Origin of the sequence: Gluconacetobacter asukensis (genome assembly GCF_014174375.1) — a bacterium.
Lineage (GTDB): Bacteria > Pseudomonadota > Alphaproteobacteria > Acetobacterales > Acetobacteraceae > Gluconacetobacter > Gluconacetobacter asukensis.
This window is the reverse complement of the sequence record NZ_JABEQE010000007.1, coordinates 19,053-39,729: the sequence shown is the minus strand read 5'-3', so window position 1 is coordinate 39,729 and position 20,677 is coordinate 19,053. Positions and strand designations below refer to the sequence as shown.

General features: G+C 62.8%; 18 protein-coding genes. All 18 read right to left on the bottom strand.

Annotated elements, in window-relative coordinates; translation table 11 throughout:
* Nucleotides 1-63 precede the first annotated feature (63 nt).
* The 18 genes from HLH35_RS09590 to HLH35_RS09505 all read right to left on the bottom strand — a co-directional run bounded on the left by HLH35_RS09590 (nucleotide 64) and on the right by HLH35_RS09505 (nucleotide 20,511).
* Entirely contained in the window at nucleotides 64-1,068 is a 1,005-nt protein-coding gene (locus HLH35_RS09590) for a 3-hydroxybutyryl-CoA dehydrogenase (protein ID WP_182978934.1), read from the bottom strand.
* Nucleotides 1,058-2,140 (bottom strand): NAD/NADP-dependent octopine/nopaline dehydrogenase family protein, encoded by a 1,083-nt coding sequence (locus HLH35_RS09585; protein ID WP_182978933.1) that lies wholly within the window; start codon nucleotides 2,138-2,140, stop codon nucleotides 1,058-1,060. The genes HLH35_RS09590 and HLH35_RS09585 overlap by 11 nt, the downstream gene beginning before the upstream one ends.
* A 20-nt stretch (nucleotides 2,141-2,160) precedes the next feature.
* A complete protein-coding gene (locus HLH35_RS09580; RefSeq protein ID WP_220790617.1) occupies nucleotides 2,161-3,486 on the bottom strand; it encodes a spinster family MFS transporter in 1,326 nt (441 codons plus the stop codon).
* A gap of 272 nt (nucleotides 3,487-3,758) precedes the next feature.
* Nucleotides 3,759-4,154, bottom strand: a complete 396-nt coding sequence (locus tag HLH35_RS09575) for a hypothetical protein (protein WP_182978932.1) — start codon at nucleotides 4,152-4,154, stop codon at nucleotides 3,759-3,761.
* A 105-nt stretch (nucleotides 4,155-4,259) separates the two neighbouring features.
* Entirely contained in the window at nucleotides 4,260-4,778 is a 519-nt protein-coding gene (locus tag HLH35_RS09570) for a nuclear transport factor 2 family protein (protein WP_456305637.1), read from the bottom strand.
* A gap of 48 nt (nucleotides 4,779-4,826) precedes the next feature.
* Complete coding sequence (locus tag HLH35_RS09565; protein WP_182978930.1) at nucleotides 4,827-6,074, bottom strand: amidase; 1,248 nt, start codon at nucleotides 6,072-6,074, stop codon at nucleotides 4,827-4,829.
* Between the two features lie 28 nt (nucleotides 6,075-6,102).
* Complete coding sequence (locus HLH35_RS09560; protein ID WP_182978929.1) at nucleotides 6,103-6,585, bottom strand: flavin reductase family protein; 483 nt, start codon at nucleotides 6,583-6,585, stop codon at nucleotides 6,103-6,105.
* Complete coding sequence (locus HLH35_RS09555) at nucleotides 6,582-7,340, bottom strand: class II aldolase/adducin family protein (protein ID WP_182978928.1); 759 nt, start codon at nucleotides 7,338-7,340, stop codon at nucleotides 6,582-6,584. The genes HLH35_RS09560 and HLH35_RS09555 overlap by 4 nt, the downstream gene beginning before the upstream one ends.
* A complete protein-coding gene (locus tag HLH35_RS09550) occupies nucleotides 7,340-8,332 on the bottom strand; it encodes a ketopantoate reductase family protein (protein WP_182978927.1) in 993 nt (330 codons plus the stop codon). The genes HLH35_RS09555 and HLH35_RS09550 overlap by 1 nt, the downstream gene beginning before the upstream one ends.
* Nucleotides 8,332-9,291, bottom strand: coding sequence for a PDR/VanB family oxidoreductase (locus tag HLH35_RS09545; RefSeq protein WP_182978926.1), 960 nt, complete (start codon nucleotides 9,289-9,291; stop codon nucleotides 8,332-8,334). The genes HLH35_RS09550 and HLH35_RS09545 overlap by 1 nt, the downstream gene beginning before the upstream one ends.
* Nucleotides 9,288-10,022, bottom strand: a complete 735-nt coding sequence (locus HLH35_RS09540) for an SDR family oxidoreductase (protein ID WP_182978925.1) — start codon at nucleotides 10,020-10,022, stop codon at nucleotides 9,288-9,290. The genes HLH35_RS09545 and HLH35_RS09540 overlap by 4 nt, the downstream gene beginning before the upstream one ends.
* Nucleotides 10,019-10,492, bottom strand: a complete 474-nt coding sequence (locus HLH35_RS09535; protein WP_182978924.1) for an aromatic-ring-hydroxylating dioxygenase subunit beta — start codon at nucleotides 10,490-10,492, stop codon at nucleotides 10,019-10,021. The genes HLH35_RS09540 and HLH35_RS09535 overlap by 4 nt, the downstream gene beginning before the upstream one ends.
* Nucleotides 10,489-11,772 (bottom strand): aromatic ring-hydroxylating oxygenase subunit alpha, encoded by a 1,284-nt coding sequence (locus HLH35_RS09530; RefSeq protein ID WP_182978923.1) that lies wholly within the window; start codon nucleotides 11,770-11,772, stop codon nucleotides 10,489-10,491. The genes HLH35_RS09535 and HLH35_RS09530 overlap by 4 nt, the downstream gene beginning before the upstream one ends.
* Before the next feature lie 40 nt (nucleotides 11,773-11,812).
* Nucleotides 11,813-12,928 carry an acyl-CoA dehydrogenase family protein gene (locus tag HLH35_RS09525; protein WP_246384990.1) on the bottom strand — a complete coding sequence of 372 codons (1,116 nt, stop codon included), beginning with the start codon at nucleotides 12,926-12,928 and terminating at the stop codon, nucleotides 11,813-11,815.
* Nucleotides 12,929-13,148: 220 nt separating this feature from the next.
* The gene (locus HLH35_RS09520) at nucleotides 13,149-15,410 is read right to left on the bottom strand and encodes a TonB-dependent receptor (protein ID WP_246384989.1); all 2,262 of its coding nucleotides are present in this window, start codon (nucleotides 15,408-15,410) and stop codon (nucleotides 13,149-13,151) included.
* Nucleotides 15,411-15,717: 307 nt separating this feature from the next.
* On the bottom strand, nucleotides 15,718-17,781 hold the full coding sequence (locus HLH35_RS09515; RefSeq protein WP_246385004.1) for a PQQ-dependent dehydrogenase, methanol/ethanol family: 2,064 nt from the start codon (nucleotides 17,779-17,781) through the stop codon (nucleotides 15,718-15,720).
* 57 nt (nucleotides 17,782-17,838) lie between these two features.
* Nucleotides 17,839-19,332, bottom strand: a complete 1,494-nt coding sequence (locus HLH35_RS09510; RefSeq protein ID WP_275944229.1) for an aldehyde dehydrogenase family protein — start codon at nucleotides 19,330-19,332, stop codon at nucleotides 17,839-17,841.
* 9 nt (nucleotides 19,333-19,341) lie between these two features.
* Nucleotides 19,342-20,511, bottom strand: a complete 1,170-nt coding sequence (locus HLH35_RS09505) for an alpha-hydroxy acid oxidase (protein WP_182978919.1) — start codon at nucleotides 20,509-20,511, stop codon at nucleotides 19,342-19,344.
* Nucleotides 20,512-20,677 lie beyond the last annotated feature (166 nt).

Genomic DNA, 20,677 nt, shown 5'->3' with positions numbered 1-20,677 from the left:
GCGCCGTCGCGCCATAAAATCATGGGCTGTCACGTCCCAGGCATGGACATTGTCGAAGCTGTCTCATTGATGGTCCGGGCGGGTATTGCCACCCCGCACCGGCATCAATTGCCGCGCCTGCAGCAGGTGAATGAAGTCATGCATCCGCTTCCGACGATATTCGCCGAGATCGACACCTTCGTACTCATAGAATCCCGCGCCGTCGCGCAGGCCGCGTCGGCCCTGTTCCATGTGATCGGAAATCAGCTTCGGCGCGGCGAAGCGCGCTGCATCCACCTTGGCGGACAGAAAGAAACTGGCATGATACAGGATGTCGCAGCCTCCCCAATCGATGAACTCGAGGAGACCGAGCACCGCGAAGCGCAGACCGAAGCCGACACGGACGGCCATGTCGACATCTTCCGCGCTCGCGACGCCTTCCTCGACCAGCCGCGCCGCCTCGTTCATCGCGAGCGCCTGGATACGCGGCACGATATAGCCAGGCGAGGAGGCACACACGATCGGCACCTTGCCGCAAGCGGACAAGAACTGCTTCATCCGATGAATCGTATCGGACGATGTCGCAACCGAAGGGCTGAGTTCGACCAGCGGGATCAGATGCGCGGGATTGAGCCAATGCGCATTGAGGAACCGCTCCGGCCTCGTGACCAGCGCCGCCAGCGTCTGTGCATCGATGGTCGAGGTGGTCGAAGCGACGATGCAATCCGCCGACGCATGGCGGCTTACCCATTCGTAACAGGGCCGCTTGGCCTCGATCGTTTCCGGCACACACTCGAACACGATCGTCGCGTCAGCCACCGCGTCGGCGGCCCCAGCCGCGTCGGCGAAACGAATCGAGGCCTGTACTGCCTCGACCCCGCCATCCTCGAGTACGCCGACGTCCGAAAGAAAGGTGAGATCCCGTTCAATCTCCGCCCGCATCTCGGCCTCCAGCCCGCGCGGGGCCGCGGCCTCGCGCGGCTTGAGATCGACCACCACCACCGGATGTCCCGCGTACGAGAGGGAGAGCGCGATGCCCCGCCCCATGCGGCCGGCCCCGAGAACCGCGACCCGATGCTCAGAGGCCATCGGTCATGACCTTATCCATGCCGGCGCGGTCGAGCTCGGCAAGCCCGAGAGCTTCGAGCGTGCGGCCACCGGCATAGAGATCCTCCCCCGTCACCGCGCTCGCGACCGCGAGCAGCCCCGAGGCGACCGGCGTCGGGCAACCGGCCCAACGGCCGATTGACACGAGCAGCGCGAGACCCAGCGCCGTATCCTCGCGCATGTAGCGATGCGTCTGGAGGTCGATCTTTTCCCGCCAGTCACCGCTGTCGGTCAGTTCGCCATGCGCCCGGCGGCCATACATCCACTCGTCGCCGCTCTCGTCATAATGGTCGGCGAGCGGGAAATGCGGTGCGCCATAGCCCAGCGCCTCACGAACGTCCATCCGCTCCCGGTCGAGCGCGGTCGTGACACGGCGGATTGCCGGCTGGGTGCCCTCATTGTGGATATCCCAGCTCTCGAAATGTTCGAGCGGACCGGCATTGAGCAGGATGAGCGGCGGATGGATGACCGGGCCGGCATTCATCAACGCTCCGGACAGCGCATCCTCGATCGGTTCGATCGAGGGATAGGCCCGCTGGAGAATCGGCAAGGCATGGCCCGCTAGGCGCGACGGATAGATACCCGTCGGCAACCGGGTCGCGTAGCCACTGACAACGATCGAAGTCGGTCCATGCTTGCGGACGAGGTAAGGCAGCGTGCCGGTCTCGGCGATCGCGACATCGGCATGATTGCCCGCCTTCGCCATGGCCTGGGCGAAGACGATACTGCCGAGCGTACCGGGCGGCAGGAAGATGACCTGGCCATCGCGGAGGAGCGGCGCGACCTGTCCGGCCAGCCCCTCTTGCGCGATCGCCGGCAGGGGAATGACGATCAGCTCTGCATTGGTCACCGCCTCGGCAAGGTCGGTCGTCGGGTGAGCGATCGCGACGGTGCGCACGCCGTGGCGATCCTTCACCTTGATCGCGCGACTCTCGGTCACCGGCGCGAAAGCATTGGCGTCCCGGCGCCAGAGCCAGACTTCATGCCCCTTTTCGGACAGCTCCGCCGCCGCGGCGTAGCAACCATGCCCACCGCCCAATACTGCTGTACGCATCCTTGATGATCTCCTTGGAATCAGGCCCGGAAGGGATGCCGGGCGCCGAATGGGCGCCGTCCCATGTGCAAAACGAAGATTGCGAGAACCGCGGCGATCGAGACGACGATGCCCATCGCCAACCCGATGTCATTGCCCCCGAAGAAGCGATCATTGGTAAAGCCGATCAGCGCCGAACTCAGGGCCAGGCCGATGAAGGAATTGCAAAACAGAAAGATGGCCGATACGCGCGAGCGTATCGATGCCGGTGCGGCGACCTGCATGACGACGGTTGATGGCGCCATCGGGAACGCAGCGAAGAACAGTGCGGCCGCGACAAGCGGGATCGCGATCCCCAGACTGGGTGCGAGGCCGATTGCGAGCGACGGGAGTGCCACGCCGGCCGCGCCGATCATGCCCACCAGAAACGGTGCATCGTGCCGGCCCTTTCCGGCGAAACCGTCAACCAGCCACCCGCTGACGAGATTGCCTCCGCCGCCTGCAATGATCGCGATCGGACCGAGCAGCAATCCGACCTGACGGGGCCCCATGTCGAAGCGACGCATCAGATGCGCGGGGATCCAGCTCAGGAGACCATACAGCGCCATCGCCGCAAGCGAAAAGCCGAGCAAAAGAGGCACGTAGATACCAGGCTGAGAGGTCAGCTCACGAAATACGCTCGCGATCGTAGGAACAGAGGGATCCAGGGCACGCGTACGCCGCGGATCCTTGACGACTGTTCCAATGACGATGGCAAGAATAATTCCGGGCGCGCCGACGATAAGCATCGTGACCTGCCAAGGCGAGAACGACAGGCCGGCAAGAGAATAGCGGGCCGCCGACGATATGGCCGCAATGACGACGCCGCCGACGAGAAAGGCCAGTCCGGTTCCCAGCAGCGTTCCGAGTGAATAGACGGCCAGAGCTCGCCCCATCCTGTCGCGCGGAAAGAGATCCGCAATGAGAGAGTAGGCGGCAGGCGAGAGCGCCGCTTCACCGGCACCGACGAGGATGCGCGACAGGAAGAGGTGGCCGAATGATCTTGCCATGCCGCACGCTATTGTGGCGGCGCTCCACACCGCAATTCCGCAGACGATGATCCGTGGACGGGATGAACGATCGGACAGGCCCGCAATAGGGATTCCCATGGTGGCGTAAAAAATCGAAAATGCGAGGCCGTTCAAAAGGCCGAATTGCGTATCGGAAATGTGGAGATCGGCCCGGATCGGACCGACAAGCAGCGCAAGAATCTGTCGATCGATAAAGGACAAGATATAGGCGAGCATGCACAGAAGGACGATTGACCAGGCCTTCCACAGACCCGCCGATTCGTATTCCAGTTCACGTGATTGTTCAACTATCTGCATCTGGGCTGCCCTTGGGCCGAAGCATATTTCGGACGTCGCATCGTTCACGTTGCGCAAGACTACGCTAGGCTAGGCATGATTCGATGCATTTCGCAAGGATATCGTAACAAATTTTCAGACTGCCACGCCAGCCAAGCCGATGAAAAATTACCCCGATACAATTGAGTTTTATTGAACAATGACCTGATACGAAGACGAACGATCCCTGCCCTTCGTCGCGCCCGTCCCCGGCCAGCGTCACCGCCGGCGCGAGGAAACAGGACGATAAGATATCAGGCCACGAACGTTTCGTGCAGATGCCGCCAGCGCAACGCCTGACCGTCCTCTGAAAACAGGAACATGACGCTGGACCAGCGTGCGTTGCGGCTTTCCCCCGTGGTCTGGACTTCCCGATAGAAGGCCAGGACACCCCCTTCGAATGCATGACAGACCCGAACGTCAGAGATCTGCATGACCAGCGTCGGGCGCGAACCGTGCAGCGCGGGAAGAATTTTCCGGAAATCCTCATAACTCACGACGCGGCCGGCCGCACCCACCATCATGTAGCCGGGATCGAACCGTTCCAGGATGACCTCGGGATCATTCGTTCCCTCGCCGCAAAACCACGCCTGCAACAGACGATGCAGCTCCACGATCTCCTTGGTCACCGCATCAGCGATATCGGTCATGTTCGTCCTTTCCTGCCATGGCAGAACTGATCCTGCTCGAACACATGCGCTCGGGCAGGGGAAGGAAGTGGTAAAAACCATGAATGGGAAATTTTCTGAACATCCTCACGGCTTCATCAGTACGGAACGCGCAGGAAAGCTGCCGGCCCAGCCAGCCGGCAGCGGCGCGACAAACAGATTTTCCGTTCGGGTGCACGTGATTTTCCAGACATTGCCCTGGCGCCGGAAAAGATTGTTCAGCCGGCTCGACCGCAGCAGGGATGTCCCGTCACTGAAAATCCATGGCTGGCAGTGCACCCATTGGCCATCCGCCGTATCGCCGTGGACGTGAATCTGCTCGGATGTCAGATAATGGACGTTCAGAAGCAAATTCGGGTCGCGTTTTTCATTCCAGAAACTTTCAAAATGCGTACGTATGGCCGCCTTGCCGACACAGCGTCCGAACTGGTTGTCATAATAATCGCCCACGCCCTCCCAGATCGCATCTTCGGCGTAGAGGTCCATGATCCGATCGATGCGCTGCGCATCGTCCATGATGCCGAATTCGGGGCATGGCGTATCGCACAGGAACATATACCGTGCCTGAATCCGGCGGATCTCCGCCTCGGCTTCCAGTTGCGCCACGCGCGCCGCCAGGGCGTCCAGACGGTGTTCCAACGTCGGAGTTGTCATCTACTCCCCCTGTCGGCAGATAGCCGGAACGGGCCGCGCGGGCAAGATAGCCTCCGCCCATGCGGCGACATTCAGCAAATCCTCGTCGCTTCCGATCCGACCCAGCAGTTGCACGCCCACCGGCAGGCCGCCGTCCCCTACCGGACCAGGTAACGTTACGGTCGGCAACCGCACCAGCGTCCACAGCCGGCTGAAAATTGGGCTGCCCGTACCCTGCTCCCGTTTCGGCGCAACCCCTGGCGCGGCGGGCGCAAGCAGCACGTCGTAGCGATCGAACAGAGTGTCGATCCGCTCGCGCAAGGCGGCGGCGCGTGTCAGGGCAGCGCGGTACGTCTCGTATCCGATCGCCCGTCCGGCTTCCAACAGGCCGACGATCTGCTGGCTCATCAGGGCGCGCCTGTCGGTGAATTCCCATGCCAGAGCCTGAGCGGCTTCATAACTCATGATCGTGACATGAAGATCCGCCGCGTCCGAGAACGCCGACAGGTCGACGTCCTCCACATCGGCATGGCTACCGAAACGCCGGCCCGAATCCAGTAGCGCCAGGCGCGTGGAATCCTCCGCCTCGTCCCACCAAGGGGTGCGGCACAGGCCGATACGCGCCGGCGCCCGGGCCGACGGCGTCATGCGGACTGGACACGGACCTTTCAGAACGCCATCCGCCAGCACGGCCGTCGCCACGTCGGCCGTCAATGTTCCCAGCGTATCGAACGACGGTGCAAGCCCCTTGACGCCAGCCGCCGCATAGCGCCCGTAGGATGGTTTGAATCCGACGATCCCGCAATAGGATGCCGGCCGGGTCAGCGATGCCGCCGTCTGCGATGCCAGCCCGATATCGATCATGCCGGCGGCAACCGCGGCGGCGGAACCGCTTGAGGAACCGCCCGGCGTCCGGGACAGATCGTGCGGATTGACGGTGGCGCCCGCGCGAAAAAATGCAAATTCCGTGGTCACCGTCTTGCCGACGCACAATGCGCCGGCCTGCCGGAGAAGCGTGACGCAGGCCGCGTCGTTTCGCGTATGGTTCCCGTCATAGATGGGCGACCCGTGCCCGGTGGGATAATACGCCGTATCGATGATGTCCTTGATGCCCACGGACAGGCCGGACAGCGGCCCCTGCGCGGCCGTCGCGGCCTCCTGCCTTGCCCGGGCGGGATCGTAGCTAGCGAAGGCCCGAATGGTGGACTCGTACCGATCAACACGGCCGATAAGGCGCGTGGCGATTTCCTGCTCTGTCTCGTCGTGCATGCGTCGTTTCTCCTTCCCGCTGGCTTCGTCAGGGCGTCAGGTCAAACGTCCCCCGGTAATACAGAAGCGGCTCGACCTCGGACCGGACATTCATGGCGATATGCAGCGGCCTCGCCATAAAGACCTCGTGCGTTCCGCCCCACAGGGTCTCCACGACCTCAAGGCCGATCTGCACCAGGGCACCCCGGACGAAGGACGTGCCGTCGGCATGGCGGATACCGTGGTCATGCACTGTCTTGGCATGGGCCGGCATGGCAAAATGCCGGGCGATATCCACTTGGTCCCGTCGCAGTATGCTCAGACCGAAGCGCCCGTTTTTTTCGATGGCGCGACAGGTCGCACTTTTGCGATTCAGGCAGACCAGCAGCGTCAAAGGATCGAGCGAGACTGAACTGAGCGCGCTGATTGTCGCCCCGTGTTCTCCCTCGTCTCCCGCCGCCATGACCACGGCCACACCTGTCGCGAAATGCGACATGGCCTTGCGGAATTCGTCCGCCGTCACGCCGGTCATGTTTTATCCCCCGGCCATAGCGGGCCGCGTTCCCTGCGCATCTTGCGAACCGCCGCGTCGAACATCTTGTCCGCCGCCGATGATCTGGCGATCAGCCGTGCCGCGTCGCGCGCGCATGCCTGCTTGACGGTATCGGCAATAATGACGTCCGCCCCCGGAATCATGCCGGCGTGACACTGGATTTCCGCGGCGCGCTGGACAGTCCACAGCAGGAAGAAGGCCCGTGCGACGTCGCTTTCCCCGACCGCGATTCCATGGTTGCGCAGTACCAGCACATGCTTGTCGCCCAGGCTGGCCAGCATCCTGGGGCGTTCCTCGTCATACAGGGTGATGCCCTCGAAATCATGGTAGCCGACACGGCCGAAAAGTTGCGCGCCGTAAAAATTGTCGTGGCTGAAGCCGTCCTGCTTCATCGCGACGGCGCAGACCGCGTTCGTGTGGGTATGTATGATGCAGTGAATGTCGTCCCGCGCCGCATGGATCGCCCCATGCAGAGCGAAACCCGCCGGATTGGGCTTGCTGGAGGCATCCCCGACCAGTTGGCCGTCCGCGTTGACGACCAAAAGGTTTTCTGGTGTGACCTCGTCGTAATTCAGCCCGAACGCGTTCACCAGGTAGCGCTTCGGCTCACCCGGCAGGCGGACGGAGATATGATTGAAGATCATCTCCGTCCAGCCATGATAACTGATCAGATGGTAGCATTCGGCCAGTCGTGTCCGGAGCTGCCATTCTTCCTCTTGAACTCCCATGGTCATCAGCGATTTCCCTGCCTGTCCGGCCGCGCGGCCTTGAAATCCGCCAGCCTGAGAATTGTCGCGGTTACGGGCATGGGCACGCCGCAGACAGCCCCCACCCGCATGACCGCATATCCGATCGCGTCCAGTTCAAGCGCGCGGCCCGCCTGGTAATCCTGAAGCATCGACGTCCGATGACCGTCTGCCACGGCGATGGAGCCAAGTTGTTCGTCCACGCTGCGAAGAGGGCCGAAACCACATGCCCGGCCGATGGTGACGGCCTCTTCTAGCATGTCGCGGACGACCTGACGCGTCGGCGGTGCCGCGACGAGCCCGCCCAATGTCTCCTCACACACAACCGAAAGCGGATTCGTGGCAAGATTGACCGCCAGCTTGGCCCACACATCGCACCGTATGTCGGGGCTGGGGGTGATCACGACGCCCGCCGCGTCCAGAACCTGCACCAGCGCCGCCACCTCCGGGTCGTCGGCGTTCCCCCCCTGGACGCGCCCCAGCACCAGTGTCGGCGCCTTCGCCGATCGCACGACCGCCGGCGCATCCAGCGATGCGAACGCATAGGCCACGCACCCGACCACGCGGGCGGGAGGAAACGCGCGCGCAAGCTCTCCCCCCGGATCCAGGCAGGCGCGGGCCGCGCCGCAGGGGCTTCCTGTCGGCAGCGTCATCCACCACGGCAGGCCGTTGACGACCGGCACGACCAGCGTCTGCGGTCCGACGGCGTGCGACACGCACGCAGCCAGCGCGGGAAGCTGCTGGGACTTGGCCGCCAGGATGACGACGTCCTGCACCGTGTCGGGCGCGCGCGTATTCGCGGCGCATCGCACGATGCGCGCCGACTGCCCGTCATGCACGGTCAGCCCCTGTTCCCGAAGGGTCCGGAGCGTTTCGCCACGCGCGACGAGCGACAGGTCCACGTCCGTGCGGGCGAGCATGCCGGCGAGCATCCCCCCCATCGCCCCGACCCCGGCCACGCAGATCTTCAGCCCCGGCATCAGAGATCGACCACCAGAAGCGGCGAGCGCGCGCGCGAGCAGCACAGCGCGATCTGCTCCGACCGCTCCTCCTCGGTCAGATACTCGTCCCGGTGATCCGGCATCCCTTCCAGCAGGTCCACCACGCATGTCCCGCAGATACCCTGTTCGCAGCTGACGGCGACTTTCACCCCCACCCGCGCGAGGGCCGCCGCGATGGTCTCGTTCTCTCCGACCGACACCCGCACGGAGGATTTGGCGGCCAGAACCTCGAAACCCATTCCGCCCGCGACGGGCAGCGCGGAAAACGCCTCGCGATGCACGTTGTCGTCCGGCAGGCCGATCGCCTTCGCCGCGGCGTCCACCGCATCCATCAGACTGTTGGGGCCGCAGCTATACACATGCAGGCCGGCAACGGCCGCGCCATCTGCCACGGCCGCCGACAGCACGGCGGCAGGTTCGAAACGCGGCGACGCGGCATCGCTGCGGTCATGGATCCGTACCGCCCCCGCGAACGGGGTCCGGAACAGAAGATCCGCGAAGACCGGATCGCGGGCGATATAATGCAAGGTAAAGGGCGCTCCCGCCGCGTGCAGTTCGTATGCCATGGCGATCAGGGGGGTCACGCCGATTCCTCCCCCGACCAACACGGAACGGGATGCCCCCACCGCCAGAGGAAAGAGGTTTCGCGGCTGTCCCGCCTGCAAGATCGCACCGGGCGACACGATCTCATGCACGCGGCGCGACCCACCACGAGACGCCGGTTCCAGAAGCACCGCCAGCCTATACCGTTCCCGGTCCGCCGGATCACCGCAAAGCGAATACTGGCGTATCAGCCCGTCCCCGAGATACAGGTCGACATGCGCGCCCGCCCGGCACGCGGGCAGCTGGCCGGAGACGGCGCGCAGGTCGAAACACAAGACACGTCCCATCCGCTCGACCGCCGCGACGGTCACGTCGATCACACCGGTATCACTCATCGCAGGTAAAGCCCGCTATTGATGTCGATGGTCGTCCCCGTGATCCCGCCGGCATCCGGCCGGGCCAGTTCCACGACCATCCGGGCGACGGTCCGCGGGTCGCCCGGCTTGCCGGTCGGCAGGCCGGCGAAGACGCGGGCGGCGTTTTCCACCCCGATCGTCTCGCCCACCGATGGCAGATCCAGCGGCCCCGGCGCGATCGCGTTCACGGTAATTCCGAACGGCGCGAGGTCGCGGGCGAAAACCTTGGTCAGCGTGTGAACCGCCCCCTTCGACGCGGCATAATGCGCGCCGGTGGCCGTCCCGCCGTTCTGGCCGGCAAGCGAACCGATATTCACGATCCGGCCTTCCTGCTCCCGCGCCCGAAGACGACGCGCGAAGCGCTGGCTGCACAGAAACGTCCCGCGCAGATTGACGGCCATCACCGCGTCGAACGTCGCGATGTCGATCTCCAGGACCTTCTGCGCCTTCATGATCGCGGCATTGTTGACCAGCAGCCACGGCAGCCCGAAACGCCGTTCCACCTCATCCAGTGCCGAATCAACGCCACTTTCGGACGAGACATCGAGTCCCAGCGCCGCCGCGCCATCACCCAGCCGGCGCGCCGTCTCCGCCGCCGCGGCCGGGTCGATGTCCCCAAGCACGACCTGGTACCCCCCGGCCGCGAGTTGCCCGGCGATGCAGGCGCCAAGCCCCCGGGCACCGCCCGTTATGAGCGCGACAGGCGTCACAGGATATAACTCACGGCCGTCAGCGCCTCGGTCGCGGTCAGAAGGCGGATGACCTTCAGGTCGATCTTCAGTCCCCCGTCCGTGTTCTTCAGGCGATACGTGACATTGGCGGCATAGTCGCGCTGACGCCCCTGGCGAAGTTCCATCAGGTGCTGCGCGCAGCGCAGTGTGCAGGTCGCGTCCGTGGTCTCCAGCATCCGGTAGCGCGACAGCAGACGAACGGTCCGGGCAGGCGGCGCGGCCGAGATCGACCGTCCCCCCAGCAGGCGTTCGACGCGCTTTTCCCGCATCGCCGCGTCGTCATAGGCGTAATTCAGGACGCTCTCGAAATCCTCGACGTCCGGATCGATCGGCACGACATATCGGCCGTCGGACGTATAAAGCGTCAGCCAGTCGCGGAACGCGCCATGATCCAGCAGATCGGCCTCCAGCGCGATCAACGCGACCGCATCCTGCAGCGTGATGCTCATGCACCTTCTCCCTCGGCGGGAAAAGCCTTATCCGTCATCGCGACAAGCCATTGGCGGTAGGCGGCACGCATGCCGGTTTCGGCGCTGACATCGCTGTACAGGTTCCCATCCGGTCGCCGCGCCTCGTGCCCCAAGCCGCGATTCAGCAGAATGTCTATGTTCTTTCCTGCCAGCGAACCGCGCTGTACCCGATCCCACGCCTCGGCGTCATCGGGTGTGCCGAAACCCATCGGCCCCTGAAAATGCTCGTGCAGACGCAGGCGCGCCTGGTTGGCGACGTCCGGACCGCCATCCATGCCGATGGCGATATGCCGGATTTCGGTCGATGTCGCGCTCAAAGGGCGCAGCACGCGAAAGAAAGCCATGGAACAGGCCAGGTTCGGGAAAAGGTTCAGGTTGAATCCCGAACCGCCCACGGCGCGGATGATCTGGCGCACTTTTTCCGACGGGTAGTCCTTCGACAGCCCGGCCGCCAGTTCGGCGAAACGTTCGGGGATCGGCGCGTCGAGATTCTCGTCCAGATCCACCAGTTCCGGGATCATGACCATAACGGAATGACCGTTGCCCAGATCCTCGACGAATCCCTTTCCGCCGACGAAGTTCAGCGTATCCTGTGTTTCCTGGTCGACGGAATCCAGGAACGACTTGTGCACGATCGGAAAATGATAGGCGTCGGTCGTGTTTTCGAGCTGGATCTTCCAGTTGCCCGGAAAAGTGAATTTATGCTCGCCCATGGTCTTCACCGGCCAGCCCGCACCCTGTTTCATGAACAGGTCGATCCAGGGTTTTGCCCGACCCAGCCATGAATCGAGCGACGGGATCGTTTCGTCGAACGTGGCGAAAACCAGGCCGTTATATTCCTCGACGCGCAGATTCACCAATGGAAGAGACGATTTGTCGAGGTGCCCGCTATAGCCTTCCTGATGCGGGACGCCCCGCAGCGTCCCGTCCAGCCCGTAGGCCCAGCCATGATAAGGACAGACAAAGCTGGCCGTCTTCCCGCGCCTGAGTTCGCAGACCGTCGCCGCGCGATGGCGGCAGCGGTTCAGCATCACGTGCACGACACCTTGCCGATCGCGACAGACGATGACCGGATGCGGCCCGACGAACGTCGTGATGAAATCGCCCGGTTCCGGAATTTCGCTGCGATGCGCGACCCAGATCCAGTTATGCATGAAGATGCGATCCATCTCCATGTCGTACAGGTCGGGGTCACTATAGATCGATCCGTCGGCCCGATCGGGCGCGAGGAGTGTCCGGGGGTCGGGTAAATCCTGCATATGCCTCTTCCCTCGTAAAAATCTTCAGAAAATTGCCGCTTTACGGATAGCCGGGACGGCCGCCGCGGCCGAGCATGACACGGCCCGCCGCCTCGTAATTGCCCCGCGCCATGAACGCGTGCTGCGCCACGACGGCACAATCCTGCATGCAGCGCCCCAGAATGTGCTCCGACTGCACCGCCGCGATACCGCCCAGACCGAAACATTTCCGCGTCACTTCCGCCGCCACCTGCGCCCCGTGTGTCGCGGCAAGACGAATCCGATTTGCCAGAGCCTCCGGCACCTCCGCGCCGCCCTTCACCAGGAACCAGACTTCCTCCGTCACGGCATAGAAGAATGCGCGGGCCGACGACAGCATCGCCTCGGCCTCGGCCAGTTCGGCCTGGACATGGGACCTGTCGGCCATGGTGGGCGCTCCGGTGATGGACTGACGCACGGCCGCCATTTCCGTCACCTCGTCGATCGCGCGCCGCGCGCATCCCAATCCGACGGCCGTCAGAACCTGCGCTGCGAAACCGAGCGACGGATAGCGGTAGATCGCCAGGTTCATACTGGGCGCGCCCCCGCGAATGAATGTCCAGCTCTCCGGCACATGGACGTCCCGGGCCACGACGTCGTGGCTCCCCGTGCCCGCGAGGCCGATCGTATCCCAGACTTCCTCGATCCGGATCGCGGATGCCGGCATCACAGCGGTACGTGGCAGCGCCCCCTTCTCGCCCGGAATGCCGATCCCCACCCCGATGAGCGATGCGCCGGTGCAACCGCTGGCATATGGCCAGCGGCCGTTCACGATAAACCCGTCATCCGCGCGTTCCGCCTTCTGCGGCGGGAAAATCGCGCCGGCGAAGACGACATCCGGCCCATGCCGGTAGATCGTCTCCAGCGTGGCGATGGGCAGCGCTGCGAGATACGTCGCGGAGATACCAAAACTGGCGACCCAGCCCGCCGAGGCGTCGGCGTTGCCGATCACTTCGATCAGTTCGAGAAATACCGAAGGCGAAAGCTCCATCCCGCCGAAACGCCGCGCCACCAGGGCGCGATAGACCCCGACCTGCCGAAATTTCTCGACAATTTCCTCCGGTATCTTCCGCGCGCGCCGGAACTCGAGGGCTCGTGCCCGGATCTCCGCCAGAAGAGGCGCCAGAGCGTCATCCATGTCCGCCACGCCAGAGCAAATGCCAACATGATTCAGCATCGGGAGGCCACCCTCGGCGCGATCGCAACGGCCAGTTCCCCATCCGACTCATACCTGTTCATCAGAAACCTTTCATCCGGCCGAAGCATCAACGATAGATTATCGTCATTTAGTGGATATTTCCACTAAATTCTGAAAAATCAGCCGGACGAGGATACCCCAGGTCCGGCAGAGCTCATGGTCAGAACGAAACACCGCCCTGGATGAACCACTGGCGACCCCGATCGAACGATTTCTGATAATTGCCAAAGCTGCCGGAATAGCTTCCCCACGCCATGAACTTTTCGTTCGTGGCATTGTCCAGCCCGGCGCTGAAATTATACCGGCCGCTCTCGCTGGCCCATCGCGCCCCGAGGTTGACCAGAATATATTTCGGCTGGATCAGTTCATTATACATGATCGCGTTTACGTTCGCATTATACCGCGACCGATAGACCGCATCGACGCGCGGCGTCAGGACACCGTACTTCCCCATGTCGATCCGCTTGGACAGTCCCAGGTTGGCCGTCCATTTCGAAACGAGCACGAACATCGAATCCAGGGTCAGCCCCTGCACGCTGTTCGTCAGCGACGTATAGTGGGCATCGGTCAGGCCGACGGAACCGCTGGCCGTCCAGCCGTCACCCAACGCGTATTGCGATTCGAGTTCGAAGCCCGATATATGCGCCTTGCCCGCATTGGTATAGTACGGGCCGATATGCGTCGTATCCGCGACCAGAAGCTGCACATTGTCATAGAATGTAAAGAACCCGGCCGCGCTGACCCGCAGACGATGGTCCAGTCCATAGAATTTCAGGCCGCCTTCGAACGAATTGACCGATTCCGGCCGGAAGGACGGCGGAGACGGCGCGATGTTCGTCAGCCGCTGCGTGAATCCGCCGCCCTTGAAGCCTTGCGAGAACGTCGTATAGGCCATCAACTCCGGCGTCACCTGATAGGACAGGTTGACCATCGGCGTCCAACGGGCATTGTTGTTGTGATACCAGCGCTCGGGCACGATCCGCGTTCCTGGCGGAATGGACAGGATCGGAGCGCCGATCGAACTGATATAATACTGGTTCGGCAGGAAGCTCTTATTGTCTTCCGTATAGCGGACACCGACCGTGACATTGAACTTCCGGGTAACCGCATAGGTCGACTGGGCATAGGCCGCATAGTTCCGATCACGGAAATCTCCGCCGCTCAGCAGGCTGAGAACGTAGAAATTCACCGGATTGATGTCATATCCGGACTGGTCGAAATAATAGACGCCGGCAGAATAATGCAGACGATTGTTTAATGCGCGACCGTTCGCCTGAAACTCTTCGGAGAATTGCTTCTCCATATAGAAATCCTTGACGAAATTGATATTGACGGGGGATGCGTCACGATCCTGGGTAAACTGCCCCTCGCTCTTGCGATAAGCTGTGATCGATTTCAGATCGAGCCACGGCGTCAGTTCGTAGTCGATCGTCCCGGATGTCGACCAGTTAACCAGGTTCGAGTAGTCAGGGCCCGTACCATAATTGGTATTCTTGCTGAAATAACGGGAATTATAGCACGCTGCCGCCGTACAGTTCGTCAGGGTTCCACCCGCAAGAGCGTTGTTCAGCGCGATCATGCTGCCGGTCGCCGTCGGATTCACGCCCGTCGTCACGAATGGCGCGCCGTTGCTGCGATCGCGGGTCCAGTCGCCACGCAGAACCACATTCAGCTTGTCGATCGGATGCCATCGGAGCGCCCCCTTGAACACCCGGGTGTCCTGACTGCCCAGTTTGCGTTCATCCTTCTGATACGGCGCGTTGACGTACCCGTCCTGCATGAAACTGCCCACCGAGAAGTTGGCGAACAGCGTACTGGACAGCGGCACGTTGACGAACGCCCGCGTATCGATGCGGTTTGCCGTGCCGTACTTGACGTCCGCCCGTGCCGACAGATGGTCGTTCGGTTGCAGGGACGTCACAGCCACCGCGCCGCCAATCGTATTCCGCCCGAACAACGTTCCCTGCGGTCCCCTCAGCACGGAAACGCTGGAAATGTCGACCATGTTGAGAACCGAACCGACCGGGCTGCCAACATATACGCCGTCGACATACATCCCGACGCCCGGATCGACACCGAACGAAAAGTCGGTCTGGCCGATGCCACGAATGAAAATGGCCGCCGCGTTCGCGACACCGGAACTCGCAGCCACATTCCCGAACGAGATATTGGGTGCGAGGTTCTGGATTTTTGCGATCGAGGTGATGCCACGTTCCGCGAACTGGGTACCCGTGACCGTGGTCATGGAAATCGGCGTCCGTTCGATCCGTTCGGTGCGACGACGCGCCGTGACCGTCACTTCCTCAAGGCGTGTCCCGTTGGCGGACGCCCGCCGCGGGTGCGCGGGTGCTACAGGCTTCTTCTGCGTGGCAGGCGAGGGTGCGACCTCCGCTCCGGTCTGCGCCCGGGCAGTGTCCAGCATGAGCGACATCGCCAGAACCGAACAGCCGGAAGATAGAAAAATGGATCGGACAATTCCTGCAAGACGAAATGCCTCCTGCCTTGAAAGCCCCTCCGATGGTCCTGCGAACATATTGCGCACTCCTCGTCATCCGGCGCACGTTCAAGCCGGAATGGAACCATATCGTAATGTTTATCCCGACAGACCGCCCCGCATGAAGTCCGTCTGCCGTCATAATCCGTATCCCCTGGCCCCGTCCGGAGCCGGAGGTCGATTTATCATGTGAAATTTCCACTTAATTGTCTATTCGAATCATTCTGTATTCGATTTATTTTTTATCTTCGCCAAGAGCGGCATCATGTCGGGCGCGGCTGATCAGGAACTGCCGGATGTCTTCGATCTCCTGGGGCTTCAGAACGCTGGAGAAGCCAACCATGCCGAAATTCTTCAATGCCCCCATCCCTGCAATGCTATAGAAGCCATCGGGACTGCCGAGCGCCCCCGACCAGCGCAGGTCCGGCAGCACACCGCCGGCAATCGCGTTGTCGCCATGACACGCCATGCAGAAATGTTGATAGGATACATAGCCGCGTCTTGCGCGCTCGGGCTCGAACGATCCCACCCCGTCCGCCAGGGTCTGAACAGGCCGGCTGTCTGCCGGCAGGCGATCTTTCCCGTCCAACGCAAAAACGAGCAAGCGAGAATGATTCACGCTGTCGTTGCGCATCCTTGCCAAGGCCCCGCCCATCAGCGGAAAGATGCCGCCCCAGCCCACTTCGACCGCTACATACTGGCGGTTATGGACAGCATATGCGACCGGTGGCGCGACAATCCCGCTATGGGCGTCGAAATGATACAGGCGCGCGCCGGTGCGGGCGTCGTATGCTTCGAATCCGCCCGTGGCGAGCCCCTGAAAGACAAGGCCCCCGGCTGTAGCCAGGACGCCGCCGTTCCATGGCGTATCGTGCTGCACGCGGAACGCGGCCTTGCCTGCAACCGGATCCCAGGCCAGCAGCCACCCCTGCACGGTCTTCCCGACAGCGGCCAGCACCTTCGGGTCGGCCGGCAGCCCCGACATGTCTATGCCGAGATTCACGCCCATATCGTGCAGGCGCATATGGTCATCCGCCTTGAACGGCTCGGGCAATTGCTGTGCCGGGATGTAGACGTATCCGGTCTGCGGGCTGTAAGCCATCGGCGCCCAGTTATGTCCGCCGAGCGAACCGGGAATGCCGAACCACGTCCTGCCGGTCAGCGACCACAAGGCGTCGGGCACGATGTCCGGACGCCCCGTCTTCGGATCGATACCCTTCGCCCAGTTCAGAAACGTATAAGGTATCGCCGATATAAAGGCACCGGTCCGCGCGTCCAGCGTATAGAAAAAGCCATTCTTCGGCGCCTGGACAAGGACATGGCGCATCCGCCCCTGGACAGGCAGGTCCAGCACCATCATGGGCTGGGACGCGGTGAAGTCCCACTGGTCTTTCGGCGTTTCCTGGAAATGCCAGACATACTCGCCCGTTTCCGGCCTGATGGCGACGATGCTGGCCAGGAACAGGTTATCCCCTTCCCCGTTCGAACGGAATTTGTAGTTCCAGGGGGCGCCGTTTCCCACCCCCAGATAGACCAGACCGGTCACGGGATCATAGACGATCGAATCCCAGACGGTACCGCCGCCACCGGAATGGGTCCATCCACCTGTCGGACTCCAGGTCTTGTAGGCGACCGACGACAGAACGTTGTCGGACGCCGCATGGTCAGGCTGGTTTCCGGGTGCCGGCACCGTAAAGAAACGCCATTTCAACCGACCGGTCCGGGCGTCGAATCCGGACACGAACCCGCGGGCCCCGAACTCCGCCCCTCCATTGCCGATTATCACAACGTCCTTGGCGATCCGCGGCGCCGCATCGATCGTGTAGGAACGGATATCGCCCAAGGTGGCATCGTGCGGAATCGTATTCACGCTCCAGTCCAGGCGACCGCTCTTCGCGTCCAGGGCGATCAACCTGCCGTCGAACGTCCCGACATACACGCGCCCGTCCCAGTACGCGGCGCCGCGATTGACCGTATCGCAGCATCCCCTGACCGCGACGCCCCCCGGAACCGCCGGGTCGTGACGCCACAGGACACGCCCGGTCGCGGCATCCAGCGCCTCGACCTTGCTCCAGCTGGTCGTCACGTACATGACGCCGTCGACGATCAGCGGCGTGCCTTCCTGCCCGCGGGACGTGTCGAAATCCTGGTGCCAGGCCAGCCCCAGTCTCCCGATCGTCCGCGTATTGATCTGGTCCAGCGGGCTGAATCGCTGCTCGAAGGCCGTACGGCCGTGCTGAGGCCAGTCCGATGGATTATCGTCGGCCGACGCGCCGGAGAACACGGCCGTCACCGGCATGGAAAGGCACGCCACGACGAGACCGTAGCGCGAGAATCGATTCCGCATGATGTCGTCTCAATACCGAACGCAGATGGATTTCGTTTCGGTGAAGGCATCGAGCCATCCCGTTCCGAAATCCCGGCCGACCCCGGACTCTTTCATACCGCCGAACGGCATATTCGGATCGATCATGACGTGACTGTTCACCCACACTGTCCCGACCTGCAACAGGGGCGGCAGTTCCATCGCCGCCTGAAGGCTGCCGGTCCAGACGCTCGCGGCCAGACCGAAGGGCGTGTCGTTGGCCCGCACGAGCGCCTCTTCGGCGTTGGCCACGCGTGTGACCGTCATGACCGGTCCGAATACCTCTTCTCGTACAAGCGGGAGCGTATCGTCGGGCTTCACGACAAGGGCGGGCGGAACGTAGAATCCGCGTCCCTCCGGTGCGGGAGGTCCCGACAGGATCTCCGCTCCTGCCTTTTCCGCCCGCTCCAGGTAAGACTGAATCCTTTTCTGATGAGCCTGCGACGCGACGGGGTTGATTTGCGCCGTCTCATCCATGCCGGGCCCGATGGACATACCGGTCACCGCCTGCTGCAATCCCGCCACCACCCGATCGAAAATCGACGCCTCGGCATACACTCGGGAACATGCCGCGCAGACCTGCCCCTGATTGAGAAAGCCAGCCAAGGTCAATCCGCCGACCACACGGTCGACATCCGCATCCGCCAGGACGATCGCCGGGTTCTTTCCACCCAGTTCCAGGGACACGCGGGCCAGACGCGACGCACAATTCCGGGCGATGCGCTTGCCGACCGGCGTCGAACCCGTGAAACTGACCTTGGCGATATCCGGATGCTGCACGAGCGCCTCACCGGCGACGCCGCCGCTGCCGGTCACGACGTTGAATGCACCATCCGGGACTCCCGCCTCGGTCGCCAGTTCGGCAAGGCGCAGCATCGTCAGCGGGGTCGTTTCAGACGGTTTGGCAACGACGGAACACCCGGCCGCCAGGGCCGGCAATACTTTCCAGACGCCGATCAGAAGCGGAAAATTCCACGGCACGATACCGGCGACGACACCGACCGGTTCCTTTCGGGTATAGGCCGCGTAACGCGCCCCCGGCGGCAACGGGATCGATACGTCGAAGCTTTGCCCGGTTATTTTCGTTGCTAGACCCGCGACATAGCGGATCCACGCCTGTGACGATCCGGCCTCCAGAATACGTGACAGGGTAATGGATTTTCCCTGTTCCAACGTCTCGAGCTGGGCCAGGATTTCCGCGTCACGTTCGACCAGGTCGGCCAAGCGCAGCAGGATTCGTTCACGGGCGACCGGCGGCATGCCGCGCCATGGTCCTGAAAGGAAACTCGCCTTCGCCGCCTGTACCGCGCGCTGGACGTCCTGCTCGGTGGCGTCCGCCACCGACGATATCTTCTCCCCGCTCGCAGGGTCGAAAACCGGCAGCCGCGCCTCGCCGGAGGAGGCCACCCATCCTCCATCGATGTAGAGACCATGGCGGCGTTCAAGAAATGTCCGCACGTCGGGCAGGACGGATGTCATGCTCATCTAATGCCCCTATTCTTCATCGAACGATGTCGTCTGGCGTGCTTCAAGAAGAAGCGACTTCCGCCCGCCGCGCAACGCACCGAGATCGGCGGCCCCCAGCAAGGTCATGGTCGAAAGAAGTCCGTCCCGGAAATATTTCAGCACGTCGGTAACGCCCTTCTCTCCATTCGCGGCCAGCGCGTAAGCCCACGGGCGGCCGATCATCACGCCGGCGGCACCAAGCATGAGGGCCTTCGCGACGTCTCCACCGTACCGGAACCCGCCATCCACCAGGATCTGAATCCGGGCATTCGCCGCACGTATGCCGGCCTCCAGCACATCGACCGCCGAAGCGCTGCCATCGAGCTGCCGTCCGCCATGATTGGACAGCACGACGCCGTCCAGGCCCAGATCGGCACATGTCGCGACGTCGGCCGGCTGCATGACGCCCTTGACGACAAGACGACCTTTCCAAATCGTACGCAGCCATGCCATGTCGTCCCACCCGATCGCCGGATCGAGCGACCGGGAAATAGCCGCCGCCTGCGAAAAAAGGGTCGTCCCCATATCGTAGGGAACAAGGTTGCCGATCACGCAATGTCCGCGCCGCACCATGCGCCAGGTCCATCCGGGGCGCGGAAGCATCTGCCCGATATGCCGAAGGGACAGACGGGAAAGCTGGCGGAATCCATTTCGGACATCCCGCTCCCGCAACGGTGTGACCGGGGTATCGACGGTCACGACCAGCGTCCTGACACCTGCTGCCCAGGCGCGCCGCACCATGTCCTCGGTGACCGCACGATCGCGAAAAATATAGAGCTGGAACATCAGAAATGCAGGATCGACAGCACGCGCGATCTCCTCGATCGAACAGATCGAGAAGTGAGAAACGCACATCTGCACACCAAGGGCGGTCGCCGCGCGCGCGGCGGCGATCTCTCCCTGTGCGTCCAGCATGCCGGCCATTCCCACCGGGGCGAGCCCGATCGGAAACGGTTGCCTGACACCCAGGATCGACGCGCCGGCATCGGGCCGCGCCACGCCACGCAGGACGAAAGGAAGCAGATGCCGCTCGGCAAGCGCGTCCCTGTTACGTCTCAGGGTCGCTTCTGAGTACGCACCGCCATCGACATAGTCAAACAGCCAGCGTGGCAATGTGCCACGCGCAGCCTGACGGAGCTGGTCAACGGAAACGATCATGCCTACTCCACACCCGCATCGCCGCCGCCAGGGGCAGCGATACCGATGCTAATATGGAATAGTTGATTATTCCACTTATTTGGCAAATTTTTTTTGCCGCATGCACGGCTGCGGCCGGTGCCAGGACAGGGGACTGACGGCGGGGCGCGGATTCGCAACCGCGCCC